Consider the following 16867-nt stretch of genomic DNA (forward strand, 5'->3'; position numbering starts at 1 on the left):
TTATTAACTAAAAAGAGCTGTGGATGATTATTCCACAGCTCTTTTTTAGTTACGAAAATATTTTTCTCTGCGCTTCTTCCAAATCTTCAGGAATATCTATTCCAAAACTATCATAAGGCGTTATCGCAATAGTAATTCTAAAGCCGTTAGCAAGCCATCTTAGTTGTTCTAATGACTCCACTTTCTCCAACAGAGCAACAGGTAATTTCGTGATTTTCTTTAATACATCTACTCTGTAAGCATAAATACCGATATGCTTAAAGTAATCGTGGGCATTTAACCACTTATCTTTTTCGATGCCCCTTAAATAAGGAATAGTTTGTCGGGTAAAGTAAATTGCTTCGTTAAAATTATTGAAAATAACTTTAGGAGTATTAGGGTTAAATAAAGTAGCCTCGTCCTCAATACGTTTTACCAGTGTTGCTAACTCTGTTTTACTGGTCAGGCATTTAACTAAAATGTCAATTTGCTTGGGTTGGATAAAAGGCTCGTCGCCTTGAATATTGATTACATAATTATATCTTTGGAATTCTTTGCCCTCTTTTCTTCGGTCGGTTTTAGAAACGATTTGTAATGCTTCGAAACAACGATCAGTGCCGCTTGGATGTTTAGAGGAAGTCATCACTACTTCGCCCCCAAAACTTTTTACATGTTCTACAATTCTTTGATCGTCTGTAGCAACTACTACTTTTGAGAGCAGATTAGATTTTGAGGCTTGTTCATAAACACGTTGAATCATGGATTTTCCGTTAATATCCACCAAGGGCTTTCCCGGGAAACGTGTGGAAGCATAGCGAGCAGGAATAATACCTAATATTTTTAACACTGATAAATTGGATTAGAATGAAATTGCAAAAATATATGTTTAAACTTGTAATCGAAGATTCAAATTAAAACGTAAAATAACAATAAAATTTATGCTAAAAAAAATAGAGGAGGCTTTCGGGGGGAAAATTTGGAATACAGCCTTTTTTAATGATAAAATGGTGTTGGAAATAAGGGATGAAACTAGCCGACGAGTAAGCTTTTCTGCATTGGATTTAAAAACGGGCAAAATTTTATGGAAAGACTTCTCTCCTGAAAAATCGTGGTGGTTGGGTTTAGTAGGCATTTTTGGAAATCATTTAATCTTACACAAATATTCTGACCAACAAAAACCTGAACCTTTGGGAGTAATCGTTATCAACATTGATACTTGTGCAATTAAAGAAAAAATAGAGGATTGGATTTTCTTTAGTTGTGATGGCAATATTTTAGTGCTTTATCAGTTAGATGAAAGTAATATGCCAGTTTATCATAAAATTGCGATAGAAACAGCGCCATTTTATGATTTTGTTCCAGACCCAAACGAGCATTTGGTTAGGCATTATCCAGATTCAAGTCCATATTTTCCAACGATTTTTAGATTCCTCTACCAATTAATAAATATTGAAGCCCAAAATGGGGTAGATTATCTTGAAGTCAATGACAAAATTATAATTTCTTACTATATTTACAGAGGAAACCAATTCCAAAACTATTTATTAGTAACCAATAAAGAGAAACAAATTCTACTGCATGATTTTATTGCTGAAAGTGAGGGAATAGGAATAGATACCTTTTCAATAAAATCTAGCATTTTATTATATATTAAAAATCAAAATCAACTCATCGGATATGAAATATAACACTAAGTCCGTTGCTAAGATTGTCTCTATCTTTCTTTTGTCAGCAACATATACATCTGCTTTGGCAAAAGAAATTAGCCTAGATTCAGTTACAGTACGTAAAGAAGATGGAAAAACTTATGTAATTCATAAAGTAGAACCCAGACAAACGCTGTATTCTATTTTGAGGAAATACGGAAGTTCAATGTCTGAATTCAAAGCGGCAAACCCTGGAATATCAGAGAATATGAATATTGGGCAACAGATAAAAGTACCTTATAACAAAGCTACTACGTATACTGTTCCTGCAAGGACATCCGCTAATCATAATACTGCAATATTGACACCAGATCCACCAAAATCTGCCACACATACTGTAGAATATGGACAAGGGTTATATGGAATTGCGAACAAATACAAAATTTCAATTGCTGACATCAGAAGATGGAATAACTTAACGAGCGACCAATTAACAGCTGGACAAGTGCTGATTGTAGATGCAAAAGAATATGAACGAAGTAAAAGATACCCTGATAATCAAGTTAGGAGTGAGGTGCCCAAAACAGAAATTTATAAGTCAGTTGATGCGACAGAACATGCTAAAGTAACAGCAAAGGTAGAAGAACCTTTGCCTAATGATATAAAAACATCATCAGAAGTAGTAAGAACAGCATCAGGATATAGAAGAACTATCGAGACTGGATTGGCAGAATTAATTGACGTAGAAGATAACTCAGGTAAATATTTAGCATTGCATCGTTCGGCGGGAGTTGGAACTTTAATTAATGTAAAAAATGTTGCTAATGGGCAAAGTATCTGGGTAAAAGTAGTAGGAAAGTTGCCAGATTTAGGAAGCGATAAAGTAATTATTAAACTTTCACCAAGGGCTTTTGAAAAATTGAATCCTACTGAAAAAAGAATCAGAGCAGAGCTTAATTATATGACCCCATAAAAAATGCGCCGCAATAAAAGACAAATTACTTTTGGGCATATCGTGTTTAATGTTCTTTATGCATTAGCATTTCCTGCCATTTCAACTTTTGCTTTTTTATATACTGTTTTAGTATGGATTTTTTCTATCCCATCTAAAATTATCGCATTTGTTGCTTCAAGAATTAAATAAACGAATGGGAATGAATAAATTCATTCCCATTCGTTTATTTCCCCCTTTCAAAAATGATTAACTAGTGGACGAGCGTTCGAATCTCCCCGTTTCCACGTAAGTTTATATTCCCCTTTCAAAATGACTAACTACGTCGCAGATTTATTAGAAGAAAAATATTTAAAGTATAATCAGCCTAATTTTATTCCAAACGATCCAATTTCTATTCCGCATCTTTTTACTAGAAAAGAAGACATCGAAATCATGGGCTTCTGGTCAGCCGTATTAGCTTGGGGTCAAAGAAAAACCATTATCAATAAATGCAAAGAGTTGATAACATTGATGGATGGTAGCCCACATGATTTTATCATCAATCATCAAGATGCAGACCTCAAGCCGTTTTTGTCGTTTAAACACCGCACCTTCAATGATATTGATACTCTCTATTTTATCGCTTGGTTTCGTCACTATTACCAAAAATACGAATCTTTAGAAGAAGGCTTTCTGGTTGAATATACGTCATCAGAGCATACGAATGTCAAGCAGAACCTAATGTCTTTTCACGAGCTTTTCTTTAGTCTGGAAAATTATCCAGAAAGAACACGAAAGCACATTGCCACACCCCTGAAAAACTCTTCTTGTAAACGTCTGAATATGTTTTTGCGTTGGATGGTTCGTAAAGATAGTCATGGGGTTGATTTTGGAATTTGGCATCGCTTAGATACTTCAACACTTATTTGTCCTTGTGATGTACACGTAGAGAGAGTCGCCCGTAAATTAGGCTTAGTAGAAAGACCAAAACCAGATTGGCAAATGGCAGTTGAATTAACTGAAAATTTAAAATTGCTAGATGCCAAAGACCCTGTAAAATATGATTTTGCCTTGTTCGGTTTGGGAGTAGAAGGCGAAATGTAAAATACGTAGGAATGAGCATTTAGCTTTGAGCATTGAGTTTTTTAAAATAGTAAACAATAGCGTTAACAATATTTTTCAAGATGAAAATTATAAAAGAACAATTTGGGCGTTTTACAGAATACATTTTATCCAATCCTACAACAGGAGAATCAGTGAATATTTTGCCAGCATTCGGTGGGATAATCCGTAAAATGACCTTCCAGAAAGAAGGCAAATTTTTCAACGTAATCGTTGGGGCAGACACCGACGAGCAACTAGTAAATGAAATGACGGCTTACCCATCTGCACATTTGTTTCCTTGGGGGAATAGGGTACGAGATGGGAAATATACATTTGAAAATGCTAATCATCAATTACCGATTAATGAAGTAGGACTACATAATGCTATTCATGGATTTGTGGCTTTTGCAAATTTTGAAGTTGTTCAAGAAGAGGCAGACGATACTAAAGCAAGCATTGTAATACAGTTTGAATACAAAGGCAATCATGTTGGCTATCCTTTTCCTTTTGTGTTAGCGATAACCAATACGTTGTCAACAACTGAAGGATTTACGATTACGTATACCATCAAGAATACGGGTTATACAAAAATGCCAGTAGTATTAGGATGGCATCCGTATTTTAAAATAGCAGGTGAAACTGCCAACGATTGGCACATTGATTTTCCTGCAACAGAACAATCTATTCCTGACGAACAGATGATTTCTGTCAGTAAAAAACCTGTTGATTTTAGTGGAGGTATTGCCTTGAACAATCAAATCCTAGATGCTGTTTTTAGCGTTAAAAAAGCTGATAAAATTACGGCTATACTTCATTCTCCTAAACAGAATGTTGCTATCAATGTTTGGCAAGAAGGACTAGATAAACAATTTACTTTTATGGTTGTTTATATTCCACCAACACGCGATTGTGTGGCGATAGAGCCAATGACAGGCAATACCAATGCTTATAATTCTGGAGATGGCTTGCTGACTTTGTCAGCAGAGGAAACCTATCAAGTAAGCTGTGGCGTATTTTTATCATAATATAAACATGAGTCATCCCGAATTTCAAAATCATAAAAAAGCGGTCGAAAAACTAATTTAGACCGTTTTTTTATGATTGATGCCGCCTTTCGAATTCCTACTGTTTGAGCGAAGCGAGTCGGTTCGCCGATGCGATTAGGAATTCTTGATTTTCTTTTGCGGTCCGCCGCGCGGTTACTTTTCTTTCATCAAGGAAAGAAAAGTAAGGACTAGACGATAATAAATACAAAACCTCGAAACTTGTTTTTCTAAATAAAAAAAAGAAAGATTCATGTTTATATCCTTATTTTTTACGATGCTGTATTCTTTCATAAACCATCTGAATGATACCATCTTTCAAACCTAAATCAGGCACAAATATTTTTTTAGCCCCTGCACATTCCATTGCTGATAAATAGATTTGTGCTGCGGGAACAATTACATCTGCACGGTCTGCGTTTAATCGTAATTTATTGATTCTCTCTTCATAAGTAAACGACGCCACATAGTTTTTTAAGCGTATCAATTCTTCATAACTAATAGAAGTAGCATCTTGATGATTAGGAGAAATATTGAATAACTTGCTAATGTTTCCACCCGTACCTACGGCGGTAATATTAGCTGTTTTTACATCAATATTGCTTTCAATCCATCTGCGCATTTTATCCCAGTCGCCCTCTTTTTCCTTATGTTCTAACAGACGGACAGAGCCAATTTTAAAAGATTTTGAAGCGATTTTCTTTCTTTCAGAATAAATGTTTAACTCTGTCGAACCCCCACCTACGTCGATGTGCAAATAATTGGCATCATCCAAGGCTTGTACTACTACGTCGTTGATAAGTTCAGCTTCTTTAGCGCCTTCGATGATGTTGATTTTCATATCCAAAATTTTGTGGATACGGGTAATCACAGCTTCGGCATTTCCTGCTTCACGCATGGCAGAAGTAGCACAAATCATATAATCTTTTACTTCGTGTAAGTCTAATAAAAGTTTATAGGCATTTAATAATTTGAATATTCTTACCTCAGACTCAGGGCTGATTTCTCCGTCATTAAATACATCATGTCCCAAACGTAAAGCAAAACGAACGTATTCTACTTTTTTAAAACTTATTTTACCATCGTTTTCCAGCACTCTTGAGATTTGCATTCTGGCGGCATTCGAGCCGATGTCAATTGCGGCAATTTTCATGAATAATAATTTTGAATGATAATATTATAATTTGTTAAAGGTAAAGCCATTTCCTTCCTCCTCAAAATCAAGCTCTATATTTATTAAATACATCAAATGACGCTTGTCTATTAACACTTTCAAGTCATTGATTTCGTAAAGCTCATCGTGTTCTGTCATTTTGTCAAAGCCAATCAGATAAGTAGCACTACACGCTCCACCACGTAAACCAACTCTTAAAAAATAATTCTCAGGAATGCCTTTTATACCCAAAGCCCTGATTACCTCTGTTTTGGCAGTTTCAGTAATATTGATGGGAATAATTTTAGTATCTGTCATTGATTTTTAGCATTAATGAATAAGTAATAGTGATTGACTTGGAATAATACAGCTAAAAAGTACTTTCCAATTCCCTCAATTTACAGTCTTTAATATCGATTCCTTTATTAAAGGGTAATTTCATTGGGCAAAATTACTTATTTTTGAAGGATTATCGTGAATAATAAACCCCAACATCATGGAATTAGTTGCTGATTTAATAAAGGTTTTACTCCCCGCTGCTTTAGTTTTATGGGCTATGTATCTAACAGTCAGTTCTTTCTTGAAAAAAGAATTAGTACAAAAAGAATTAAATATTAAAGCTGAAACAGCCAAAACAATCCTGCCTATTCGTTTACAGGCCTACGAACGCATGGCTTTGTTCTTAGAAAGAATTTCGCCTAATAACTTGTTAATCCGTTTGTCGGGTAGAGTTGACACTGTTGCAGGGTTTCAACAATTGATGTTAGCTGAAATCAGAGAGGAGTTTTCGCATAACCTCGCTCAACAAGTATATTTGAGTGATGAGGCTTGGTTGAACATCAAAAATGCTATGAACGAAATAGTAGCATTGATTAATTTATCAGCCAAAGATATCGACCCAAATGCCCCTTCACTTGAGTTATCAAAACGTATTCTGGAAGTAGTACTTTCTAAAAATATTGCTCCATCAGACGATGCCCTAAAATTCTTAAAACAAGAAATGCGTAATAATTTTATGTAGGATTTAGCATCTACATTTGACGTTGTCTATCACTACATTAATTTCTTTTTCAACCAACGATTTAAGTGCTTGTCAATCCTGAACGTGTACAGATTACTAAGAGCAATCAATGTTAGAATAGTAATTAAAGTGAATGCCCAACCAAATGGTGAAAAATAGGCACCAAATGAATAGATGATTAAAACACCTGTATTTTCATGTATTAAATACAAGAAGTAGGAAGATTCACCAATATCGCTCACTATTTTATTTTCAAAAAAGGCAAGCTTATCTGGGAGATAGATAAATAAGAAAAACAATAAAAACATACCCCCATAGATTGCCTTTGTAGAAAAATTAACGCCTGAGTAAATAATAAATAATGAAAAAAATAGGAGGTAGATTTTAATATAAAGCGGCGTTTCTGCGTTGTTCTGCTTGTTTTTGAATAATGAATAAAACAAAACACCAATAGCAAAGAAAGGCAAATAAGTGATTAAATTGAATCCTTCTTGCATCCATTTTGAATAACTCATCAAAAAAGATGGGGTCAAACCAATACGTATTAAACCTGAAGAAAATAAATTAATATTTAATTTGGAATCATTGACAACGATGAAATTAACAACAACCAAAATAGTTGAAGTCAGCATGAAATTTTTAAGAAATCTCTCTTTATTGAAATAATAAATTGTACTAGACAGGAAATAAAATTGTAATTCAGGCCAAAGACTCCAATAAGAATCGTTTAAATAATGGAGTTCTACATTAAATCTACTGAATAGGTTATTCAATAAATTGGGTTGAATAAAAGTAAGGCTTGGTATGAAATTAACTATTTTATGACTGTTGTAAAATATATTATCAGTATCGAAAAGGTTGAAAATAATGTAGGTAATTACCGAAGCAATAATCATAGAAGGCAATAATCTCATTAATCTTTTCTTCCAAAAGGAACGAAAAAATGGCGTGTTATCAAGCGTGAAAAATATTACAAAACCACTGATGATAAAAAAGAACTCTACTCCTAAATAACCCCATCTGAAATAATCGTAATCATTATTGTAAGGATACAGTGAAACAGGATATAAAGGTGGTATTCTTCGTGAAAAATAGTGAAAAAGCATTACTGATAATATTGCCAATGCCCTAAAGCTATCCAATAAAGTGATTCGTGTTTTTATCATATTTTTTGATAGGTTACTTTACATAGTATATACAACTTGAAGTGTTTGCAAATTACACTATTCAAACTCAATTCTCCAAGTTTTCATAAATTGTATTTATTAAAGACACGACCTAGTTTGAAATGATTTATCCCTAAAACCAATCACTTAATTCAATGAAAAGTATCTATATTTTTAGTGGGCTAGGAGCGGATGAAAGAGTTTTTAAGAAGCTAGACTTTTCGGGTTATGAAATTACTTTTATTCGGTGGATAGCACCCAACAAAAATGAAACCATAGCACATTATGCACGTCGGCTGACCGAACAAATTAAGAGCAATCGCCCAATTTTGATAGGACTTTCATTTGGAGGAATGATGGCTACAGAAGTGGCAAAGTTGATAGACGTCGAAAAAATAATTATCATTGCTTCTGCTAAAACATACCAAGAAATTCCATTTTATTATCGCCTTGCAGGACTGTTAAAACTACATAGGCTTGTTCCCGCAGCGGTTTTGAAAACACCAAATATATTTAGTAATTGGCTTTTTGGAACGGATAATAGCGAAGATAAGGCTATATTAGCAAGTATTATGGTAGATACAGATCCAAAATTTTTAGTTTGGGCAATTGATAAAATAGTGAATTGGAAAAACGAAACTATTCACAAAAATTTAGTACATATTCATGGAACAGCGGATAAAATTTTGCCTTTTTACTTTGTGAAAAGTGATATAATCGTAAACGGAGGAGGGCATTTAATGACTTTAAATAAAGCGGAAGAACTGACTCAAAAAATTCGTGGTTTGATTTGAATATCCTTCTAGTTGTAGATTATACTAATAGCCAAAAGAAAAAAGAGTGTCTACTTATGTAGTATAAGGAGAGAATTTAGATTAGTCAACTTTTTAAAAGTTGACTAATCTGTAAAAAGGTGCCTACTCTGTAAAACATAATAACAAAATTACACCTTCAATTTAGTCTCCGCCTTAATTTCTGACATTACGAAAATACTATGAGTACTGCCAATGTTTTCCAAAGATGCTAATTTGTTCATCAGAAAACCTTGGTATTCACGCATATCGTGGACGATAATTTTTAACATAAAATCGTAATCTCCAGAGATATTATAACATTCCTGTACTTCATCAAGCTGAACAATTTCTTTGACAAATTTTGCCCCTGCTTCTTGCGCATGTTCCTTTAGGCGAATGCTACAAAAAACCATTAAATCTTTCTCAATTTTTTCACGATTTACCAACGCAACATAGCCCTTTATTACCCCTTCTTTTTCAAGTCTTCTTACACGTTCATAAACTGGGGTGGGGGATAAATTCAGTCTGCCCGACAATTCTTTGGTAGTCAGATGAGCATCTTCTTGCAAATGCTTTAAGATTTCTCTGTCTGTTGAGTCTAGTTTCATTTTGATGTGTTTGGGTGGTTTAAGTATTTACTAAGATAATTTATCCTTAAATTTTTAAATTAGGCTTTAAATTTAATGAATTTTATCCTATTCACTATTTAAAAGTAGAAATAATATCCAATTTGATTCAACAAAGCAAATGAATTATCTTTTTGGGATAACTTTGTGCCTAATTTATGTTATTTGGAAGAACACAAGTATTTTTGTATTTTATTATAAACGAAATCATCGATTTATTCAGTGTTTTTGCCGAATATTCATCTATATGTAAGTGTATAATATTGTGCCACGGAAAGATAAATAAGTAAATAAAGTTATAAGGCTATGGCTTATAGCTCATAAAAGATATGAACAATCCCAATATAAGAGAAATCTTGAAAAACAGAATCCTAGTGCTTGACGGTGCGATGGGTTCATTGATTCAAGAATATAAATTAAGTGATGCTGATTACCGTGGTGAAAAGTTTCGCAATTTCCCGCATGAAGTAAAGGGAAACAACGATATGCTTTCTATTACAAAGCCAGAAGTAATCAAAGAGATTCACGCCAAGTATTTTGAAGCTGGTGCTGACATTGCGGAAACAAATACCTTTTCAGGTACTTCTATTGCTATGGCTGATTACCACATGGAAGAATACGTGTATGAATTAAACTACGAATCAGCTAAAATTGCGCGTGAAGTAGCAGATTTGTACACAGCTAAAAACCCTAACAAACCTCGTTTTGTAGCAGGGTCTATTGGTCCTACAAACCGTACGCTTTCGCTTTCGCCTGATGTAAACGACCCTGGTTACAGAGCAGTTACTTTTGATGAATTAGTAGATGCATATTACGAACAAATACAAGGCTTAGTAGATGGCGGTGCGGATGTATTATTAGTAGAAACAATCTTCGATACTTTAAATGCTAAGGCGGCTTTATATGCGATAGATTTATTTCAGAATGATAAAAAGAACGGAACGATTCGTCCTTTAAAAAGTACTTCTATTCCCAAACAAAATAATCCTAAAGCCGTATTGGCTCATCCAGATACCAAAATACCTGTCATGGTTTCTGGAACAATTACGGATGCTTCGGGAAGAACGTTATCTGGACAAACTACTGAGGCTTTCTTGGCTTCTGTTTCACATATTGATTTACTTTCAGTAGGATTAAACTGTGCTTTAGGAGCCGATTTAATGCGTCCTTACGTACAGATTTTGGCTGATAAAGCACCGTTTATGGTTTCTGCCCATCCTAACGCTGGTTTACCCAATGAAATGGGTGAATACGACCAGTCGCCAGAGGAAATGGCAGTCATCGTTGAAGATTTCCTTCAACATGGCTTTATGAATATCATCGGTGGATGTTGCGGAACAACCCCTGCGCATATAAAAGCCATTGCAGAGGTAGCTGCTAAATATCCTCCACGACAATTACCTGAAGTACATAATCATCAGATTATCTCTGGTTTAGAGCCTTTGATTATCAAAGAAGATACCATGTTCGTGAATATTGGCGAGCGTTGTAACGTAACAGGGTCAAAGAAATTTGCTCGTTTGGTACGTGAAGGAAAATATGATGATGCCATTGCGGTAGCACGCGAACAAGTAGATGGTGGAGCACAGGTAATCGACGTAAACTTGGATGAAGGAATGATTGATGGGGTAGAAGCCATGAAAACATTCTTGAATTTATTGATGGCCGAACCAGACATTGCTAAATTGCCGATTATGATTGACTCCTCTAAATGGGAGGTAATCGAAGCAGGGCTGAAATGTGTGCAAGGGAAATCTATCGTAAACTCTATTTCCTTAAAAGAAGGAGAGAGTAAATTCAGAGAATCGGCCGAGAAAGTTAAACGTTATGGCGCTTCGGCAGTAGTAATGGCTTTTGATGAACAAGGTCAGGCAGATTCTTATGAAAGACGTATAGAAATTTGTAAACGTGCTTATGATATTTTGGTAGATGAAGTAGGTTTTCCTCCAGAAGACATTATTTTTGACCCAAATATCCTGACAGTAGCAACTGGTTTAGAAGAACATAATAACTATGCTGTCGACTTTATTAATGCTACACGATGGATAAAAGAAAACCTACCCTTCGCTAAAGTATCGGGTGGAGTATCCAATATCTCTTTCTCATTCCGTGGGAATGAGCCTGTTCGTGAGGCCATGCATACTGTCTTTTTGTACTATGCTATTAAGGCTGGTATGGATATGGGTATCGTAAATGCAGGTCAGTTGGGTGTTTATGACGACATTCCAAAAGATATGCTGGAGCTTTGTGAAGACGTATTGTTGAACCGCAGAGATGATGCTACCGAACGCTTGGTAACCTTTGCAGAAACGGTAAAATCAAAAGGGAAAGAACAAGTAATAGACAATGCTTGGAGAGATTTACCTGTATCAAAACGTTTAGAACACGCCTTAATTAAAGGTCTTACAGAATTTATTGACGTAGATGTAGAAGAAGCTCGACAGTCTGTAGAAAAGCCTTTGCATGTAATTGAAGGGCCATTGATGGATGGCATGAACGTAGTAGGAGATTTGTTTGGAGAAGGGAAAATGTTCTTACCACAAGTTGTAAAGTCAGCTCGTGTAATGAAAAAAGCCGTAGCCTACTTATTGCCGTTTATTGAAGCAGAAAAGCAAGATGGCGAAAGTTCTTCAGCAGGTAAAATTTTATTAGCCACTGTAAAAGGCGATGTACATGATATTGGTAAAAATATTGTAGGGGTAGTGTTGGGCTGTAATAATTACGAAATCATTGATTTGGGGGTAATGGTACCAACTGCCAAAATTTTGGATGAAGCCAGAAAACATAATGTTGATATCATCGGACTTTCGGGTTTGATTACGCCTTCGTTGGATGAAATGGTTGGGGTTGCCAAGGAAATGGAGCGTCAAGGCTTTAAAATGCCTTTGTTGATTGGTGGTGCTACTACTTCCAGAATCCATACCGCAGTGAAGATTGACCCTCATTATGCTGGACCAGTAATTCACGTATTGGATGCTTCTAAAAGTGTACCTGTGGCGGGTAGGTTAATGCAGAGTGAGCAGACCAATCAAGAGATTTTTGATGAAATCAAAGGACAGTATGCGCAGATGAGAATCGACCATGCTAGTCGCCAAAAAGATAAAAACTATGTGCCGATTGAAAAAGCTAGGTTAAATAAAGACAAAATCGATTGGACAAATTTCAAAGCTAAGAAACCAACATTTCTGGGTAATCGTTATTTTGATAATTATGATTTAGCCGAAATCGCTAAATATATCGACTGGACTCCTTTCTTTTCTACTTGGCAGTTATCAGGGAAATACCCTAAGATTTTTGATAATGAAATAGTAGGAGCAGAGGCACGAAAATTATTCAACGATGCGCAGGCTTTATTAAAAGAAATTATCGATAATAAATTATTAACAGCCCGTGCCGTTGTTGGTTTCTATCCAGCCAATTCAAATGAAGATGATATTATTTTATCAGATTTTGAAGAAGTAATCCGTGAGATTCCTTGTGAAAAACATGGTGTGCATACGCACAAAGAATATCGGGTGGTAAAAAATGACGAAACGCCAACGATTTTGCATAATTTACGCCAACAAGGACAAAAGGCATCGCATTTGCCAAACCTTTGTTTAAGTGACTTTATTGCGCCAGTTGAAACAGGTGAACAAGATTATATAGGTGCTTTTGCGGTAACTGCTGGTATAGGTATTGAGCCTTTGATTGAAAAGTATGACCGTGATCATGATGATTACAACTCAATCATGGTAAAAGCCCTTGCCGACCGTTTGGCAGAAGCATTTGCTGAATTGATGCACGAACGTACACGTAAAGAATTCTGGGGTTATTCAAATGAAGGAAACTTAAGTACGGAAGATTTAATTGCTGAAAAATACGATGGTATCCGTCCAGCACCAGGGTATCCAGCCTGTCCAGACCATACCGAAAAAGCAGCCTTATTTGCTTTATTACAAGCGGAGGAAAAATTGGGCATTATCCTGACAGAAAGTTTTGCGATGTATCCAGCTAGTTCAGTAAGTGGTTGGTATTTCTCGCATCCTGATAGTAAATATTTTGGGTTAGGTAAAATAGCTAAAGACCAAGTAATAGATTATGCCAACCGTAAAAACATGAGTTTGGAAGATACGGAAAGATGGTTAGCACCAGTGTTGAATTATGATTAGACATTAGTTATACCGAATTTTCTCACAAAACAGTGCGTTTAAGTGCCAATTTGAGAGGATTTCTACATATTATTGTCTAGTCCTTACTTTTCTTTCCTTGATGAAAGAAAAGTAACAAAAGAAAATCAAGAATTCCTAAACTCGCTATCGCTCAAACAGTAGGAATTCGTTGTCCATCAATCATAAAAATTGGTCGAAATTAGTTTTTCGACCGATTTTTTGAATTTAAAAAATTCGAGATGACCCATGTATGCGATAAAAAAAGAATCCTCTCTTGACGTTTTGTTGAGAGGGGGTTTATTTTGTTAAAAAGTTATTTTAACTTCTTCAATAATTCTTTCATGGCTTCACTACCATGCCCAGATTTAATCGTTTCTTCTAATGAAGTAATTACATTCTTTAGACCATCCTCCTTGTAATCATTTAAGATATGAGTAATAATATGTTCTAAAATAATGACTTTTTTAGGAGAGCCGAAGAGTGTAAATCCCTTGCCTTCAATTAGTTTATTAATAGGTTGAAATATATGTCTTGATTCACTTTCAGACCAACCATGTTGTTGCAAAATTTCTTGACCTTCTTCTCGTATAGTTTTTTTTGATAATCCCTTTTTACCATCATAGTACTCTTTAACAATTAGATAAGCCCAACTTGCTAACTCTTCAATGTTTTCAATGTTTTTGCTTTTATTCTCTTTAGCCATTTTATTTGTTATATTTTCTTTAACTTCAAAAGTTTGAGTATTATTCGTTATTTTTTTGTAGTGTTTATATTTTCTATCATTAAGATTTAATTTTTGAACGATTAATTCTATCTCTTTGTCCTTTAATCTGATTTCTGGAGATTTAATAAAATCTATTCTTTTTGAAACGTTATAGATATCTTCGACATTAAACCACTTTACTATTTTATGAGACATTAAGTCAGGGAAAAAAGTAATTTTCTTATCGAAAATTAGCAATGTTGAGACATGACCCAAATCAATCTTTGTGAAGTATTCATTGATTTTTTCTATGAAATTTATTAGAGATTGTCTATTCTCCCTTAATTGTTCATAAGGATTTTTACCTCCTGCCCCTCCTCTTATTGGCTGACTGTCTGCATACCATGTTCCATTCTCATTAAAGTGTATTTCACCGCCATAGCTTTTAAATTCTATTACTGTTATAGCATCATTTTTAATTAGAAGTGCATCAAACTCTTTATTCTCACAATGTACATTTCCAATTAAAACTACTTTTTTATATGGGTCGCTTTCATACTGTTTCGCTAAAATGATAACTAAATCATCGAATATCTTAGATTCATGTTGGTGATTAAATTCGTGGGCTAAATAAACATCAAAAGCCATATTAGAAAATTTTTAGATGTGAAGACGTCATTTGTTTTGAACAAAAATAAACTAAATCAATAAAAATAGAATCATCTTTTGGATATAAAAATATAGGTATAAAACAATTGTAATGATTAGACCTTAACACTTAAAATGTCTTTCATAGCATATTCTAGCGTTGGGAATATGAACTTATATTGATGTGCTAGAAGTCGTGTTGGTATTACCCAACGACTTTTCAATATCAATTCAGTTTCAGTACCTATCATGAGAGCCCCTATTTCCAGTAGCCAAGTAGGTGAGGCTAGCCCAAAAGAAATTCCATAATATTTTCGTAATGAAGCCATCAAATCTGTATTTTTAACAGGTTCGGGGGCAGTGCAGTTAATAATGCCATTGATTTCCTGATTGCTCATTAGCCATTCCGTACACTTTGCTGCATCCTGTTCGTGAATCCAAGAAATGTATTGTTGACCATCTCCTTGCTTGCCACCGAGACCAAATTTTACAAGGTTTAGTAAACGAGGAAAAACGCCATCCGTACTTCCCAAAACAATTCCCATACGTAATGCTACTTTTCTAGTTAAGGGTGTATCAGTCTGAAAGAAGGTATCTTCCCATTTCCTACAAACATCAACTGAAAAACCATAGCCAATTTCACCCGTTTCTTCGTCCTGAGGATAGTCTTCTGCATGTCGATAGATGGTTGCTGAAGTTACATTAATCCAAAGTTTTGGTGGAACCGCCAGTTTTTCAATTGCTTTACCCAAAAGTTGTGTCGGAATAACTCTTGAATCAATAATTTCTTTTCTATTTTTGAGAGTATATCTACAGTTTACATTTTTACCACAAAGATTAATCAGCATGTCGGCCTCCTCTAAATACCCTTCCCATTCACCAGATGTTTTTGCATCCCAATGAATTGTTTTTATGTTCCCCACTCGACTCGCCTTACTTCGGCTCAGAATAATTATCTCTTCGGTAAAAGGTCTATAATATTCAGCAAGCACGCCTCCGAGATAACCATTACCCCCTGCAAGCACTATTTTCTTATATTTCATAATCAGTTTTTAAAAATGAAGATGAGGACAATGATTCTATATAATACCCAAGTGAATGTTACTAGATACCCTAGTTGTAAGAGCTTTGCTCTGCGGAAATGTTCAAAAAACATAAGAGATACTACTATTAAAAACCAGATTAGATAAAAATATGAACCAAAATTTATCCAGTTTCCTATGATTAAAATGGGTAATAGTAGCAGTGCTCCTGCAAGAGAAACAGTCATTAAATTCCCCAGATAATCCCATAACTTTTCCCTTTTGTAGAAGAACATGTTGAAAGCTTGAAATATAATCTGACCTCCGCATATGATATATTCTCTATAAATGTGACCTTTCGGTAATATTTCAATCATTTGTTTTCCATAAGCAGAAAGTACAAACGCCGTTATCAACCAGCTAAAAATAAGATAAGCAATACGGTAATGTTTTTTAAAACTTGGTTGAAACTGAAAACTTTGACTGACTAGCGGTGCTGGAATAATTACTCTTCGATTGTATGAAACAAAAGCGTATAGTTTTGCCATTAGCCAAATAAAAGATTTAAACTGGAAAAGAGGTTTAAAAGCTGGCATTGCAACGCTACAAATCCTGAGGAGACTTTCGATGCCATAAGATACTTCACCAGTTTTCTGATTTATAAGGGCTATTTCATTAACCGCTTTTTGCCAGTCAAGTGTCGGGCATGCTTGTGCAGGATATTCTTGGTAAGCAGTTCTTCCATTCTTTTCTAATAACCCAGTGCTGACAAATGCCTTTGTATATAACTGACACATCGGACATTCAGCGTCAAATAAGATGAGATTATCTTGTAAAGTTTTCATTTTGTATATATTGAATTTTCAGTAAATATTGA

General features: G+C 34.8%; 16 protein-coding genes. 8 read left to right on the plus strand and 8 right to left on the minus strand.

Features of this window, described 5'->3' with window-relative positions:
- Positions 1-49 precede the first annotated feature (49 nt).
- A complete protein-coding gene (gene kdsB / locus VB264_RS03415; protein WP_309919836.1) occupies positions 50-826 on the minus strand; it encodes a 3-deoxy-manno-octulosonate cytidylyltransferase in 777 nt (258 codons plus the stop codon).
- 91 nt (positions 827-917) lie between these two features.
- Here kdsB and VB264_RS03420 point away from each other — a divergent pair, with 91 nt between their 5' ends.
- From VB264_RS03420 to VB264_RS03440, 5 genes are all read left to right on the plus strand, one after another.
- Positions 918-1667: a DUF4905 domain-containing protein gene (locus VB264_RS03420; protein WP_323246778.1), complete on the plus strand. Its 750-nt coding sequence runs from the start codon at positions 918-920 to the stop codon at positions 1665-1667.
- Positions 1657-2598 (plus strand): LysM peptidoglycan-binding domain-containing protein, encoded by a 942-nt coding sequence (locus VB264_RS03425; protein WP_323246780.1) that lies wholly within the window; start codon positions 1657-1659, stop codon positions 2596-2598. Before VB264_RS03420 ends, VB264_RS03425 begins: the two co-directional genes overlap by 11 nt.
- Before the next feature lie 3 nt (positions 2599-2601).
- On the plus strand, positions 2602-2769 hold the full coding sequence (locus VB264_RS03430; protein ID WP_309919826.1) for a hypothetical protein: 168 nt from the start codon (positions 2602-2604) through the stop codon (positions 2767-2769).
- Positions 2770-2889: 120 nt separating this feature from the next.
- Entirely contained in the window at positions 2890-3663 is a 774-nt protein-coding gene (locus VB264_RS03435) for a TIGR02757 family protein (protein WP_323246782.1), read from the plus strand.
- Between the two features lie 80 nt (positions 3664-3743).
- Entirely contained in the window at positions 3744-4688 is a 945-nt protein-coding gene (locus tag VB264_RS03440) for an aldose 1-epimerase (RefSeq protein ID WP_323246783.1), read from the plus strand.
- Positions 4689-4971: 283 nt separating this feature from the next.
- On the opposite strand, the gene VB264_RS03445 is transcribed toward VB264_RS03440, so the two are convergent.
- Together VB264_RS03445 and VB264_RS03450 are read right to left on the minus strand one after the other, a co-directional pair.
- Positions 4972-5859: a Ppx/GppA phosphatase family protein gene (locus VB264_RS03445; RefSeq protein WP_323246784.1), complete on the minus strand. Its 888-nt coding sequence runs from the start codon at positions 5857-5859 to the stop codon at positions 4972-4974.
- Between the two features lie 24 nt (positions 5860-5883).
- Entirely contained in the window at positions 5884-6177 is a 294-nt protein-coding gene (locus VB264_RS03450) for a HesB/IscA family protein (RefSeq protein WP_309919815.1), read from the minus strand.
- Between the two features lie 178 nt (positions 6178-6355).
- On the opposite strand from VB264_RS03450, the gene VB264_RS03455 reads away from it, so the two are divergent.
- Positions 6356-6880, plus strand: a complete 525-nt coding sequence (locus VB264_RS03455; RefSeq protein WP_323246786.1) for a DUF7935 family protein — start codon at positions 6356-6358, stop codon at positions 6878-6880.
- 32 nt (positions 6881-6912) lie between these two features.
- Here VB264_RS03455 and VB264_RS03460 read toward each other — a convergent pair whose 3' ends face one another.
- On the minus strand, positions 6913-8046 hold the full coding sequence (locus VB264_RS03460) for an acyltransferase family protein (protein ID WP_323246788.1): 1134 nt from the start codon (positions 8044-8046) through the stop codon (positions 6913-6915).
- Positions 8047-8201: 155 nt separating this feature from the next.
- Here VB264_RS03460 and VB264_RS03465 point away from each other — a divergent pair, with 155 nt between their 5' ends.
- Positions 8202-8840 carry an alpha/beta hydrolase gene (locus tag VB264_RS03465; protein WP_323246789.1) on the plus strand — a complete coding sequence of 213 codons (639 nt, stop codon included), beginning with the start codon at positions 8202-8204 and terminating at the stop codon, positions 8838-8840.
- A gap of 149 nt (positions 8841-8989) precedes the next feature.
- Here VB264_RS03465 and VB264_RS03470 read toward each other — a convergent pair whose 3' ends face one another.
- The gene (locus tag VB264_RS03470; RefSeq protein ID WP_309919803.1) at positions 8990-9448 is read right to left on the minus strand and encodes an Lrp/AsnC family transcriptional regulator; all 459 of its coding nucleotides are present in this window, start codon (positions 9446-9448) and stop codon (positions 8990-8992) included.
- Positions 9449-9795: 347 nt separating this feature from the next.
- On the opposite strand from VB264_RS03470, the gene metH reads away from it, so the two are divergent.
- The gene (gene metH / locus VB264_RS03475) at positions 9796-13617 is read left to right on the plus strand and encodes a methionine synthase (RefSeq protein ID WP_323246791.1); all 3822 of its coding nucleotides are present in this window, start codon (positions 9796-9798) and stop codon (positions 13615-13617) included.
- Positions 13618-13930: 313 nt separating this feature from the next.
- Here metH and VB264_RS03480 read toward each other — a convergent pair whose 3' ends face one another.
- From VB264_RS03480 to VB264_RS03490, 3 genes are all read right to left on the minus strand, one after another.
- Positions 13931-14968 (minus strand): nuclease-related domain-containing protein, encoded by a 1038-nt coding sequence (locus VB264_RS03480; RefSeq protein ID WP_323246793.1) that lies wholly within the window; start codon positions 14966-14968, stop codon positions 13931-13933.
- A gap of 116 nt (positions 14969-15084) precedes the next feature.
- Positions 15085-16011 (minus strand): TIGR01777 family oxidoreductase, encoded by a 927-nt coding sequence (locus tag VB264_RS03485; RefSeq protein WP_323246795.1) that lies wholly within the window; start codon positions 16009-16011, stop codon positions 15085-15087.
- 2 nt (positions 16012-16013) lie between these two features.
- A complete protein-coding gene (locus VB264_RS03490) occupies positions 16014-16835 on the minus strand; it encodes a thiol-disulfide oxidoreductase DCC family protein (protein WP_323246797.1) in 822 nt (273 codons plus the stop codon).
- Positions 16836-16867: the final 32 nt, after the last annotated feature.

Origin of the sequence: Arcicella aquatica, from assembly GCF_034928825.1 — a bacterium.
Lineage (GTDB): Bacteria > Bacteroidota > Bacteroidia > Cytophagales > Spirosomataceae > Arcicella > Arcicella aquatica.

Bases quoted from the DNA above. Each gene is read 5' to 3' on its own strand.
- VB264_RS03420 (WP_323246778.1), top strand. From the start codon at position 918: ATGCTAAAAAAAATAGAGGAGGCTTTCGGGGGGAAAATTTGGAATACA.
- VB264_RS03425 (WP_323246780.1), top strand. From the start codon at position 1,657: ATGAAATATAACACTAAGTCCGTTGCTAAGATTGTCTCTATCTTTCTT.
- VB264_RS03430 (WP_309919826.1), top strand. From the start codon at position 2,602: ATGCGCCGCAATAAAAGACAAATTACTTTTGGGCATATCGTGTTTAAT.
- VB264_RS03435 (WP_323246782.1), top strand. From the start codon at position 2,890: ATGACTAACTACGTCGCAGATTTATTAGAAGAAAAATATTTAAAGTAT.
- VB264_RS03440 (WP_323246783.1), top strand. From the start codon at position 3,744: ATGAAAATTATAAAAGAACAATTTGGGCGTTTTACAGAATACATTTTA.
- VB264_RS03445 (WP_323246784.1), bottom strand. From the start codon at position 5,859: ATGAAAATTGCCGCAATTGACATCGGCTCGAATGCCGCCAGAATGCAA.
- VB264_RS03450 (WP_309919815.1), bottom strand. From the start codon at position 6,177: ATGACAGATACTAAAATTATTCCCATCAATATTACTGAAACTGCCAAA.
- VB264_RS03455 (WP_323246786.1), top strand. From the start codon at position 6,356: ATGGAATTAGTTGCTGATTTAATAAAGGTTTTACTCCCCGCTGCTTTA.
- VB264_RS03460 (WP_323246788.1), bottom strand. From the start codon at position 8,046: ATGATAAAAACACGAATCACTTTATTGGATAGCTTTAGGGCATTGGCA.
- VB264_RS03465 (WP_323246789.1), top strand. From the start codon at position 8,202: ATGAAAAGTATCTATATTTTTAGTGGGCTAGGAGCGGATGAAAGAGTT.
- VB264_RS03470 (WP_309919803.1), bottom strand. From the start codon at position 9,448: ATGAAACTAGACTCAACAGACAGAGAAATCTTAAAGCATTTGCAAGAA.
- metH (WP_323246791.1), top strand. From the start codon at position 9,796: ATGAACAATCCCAATATAAGAGAAATCTTGAAAAACAGAATCCTAGTG.
- VB264_RS03480 (WP_323246793.1), bottom strand. From the start codon at position 14,968: ATGGCTTTTGATGTTTATTTAGCCCACGAATTTAATCACCAACATGAA.
- VB264_RS03485 (WP_323246795.1), bottom strand. From the start codon at position 16,011: ATGAAATATAAGAAAATAGTGCTTGCAGGGGGTAATGGTTATCTCGGA.
- VB264_RS03490 (WP_323246797.1), bottom strand. From the start codon at position 16,835: ATGAAAACTTTACAAGATAATCTCATCTTATTTGACGCTGAATGTCCG.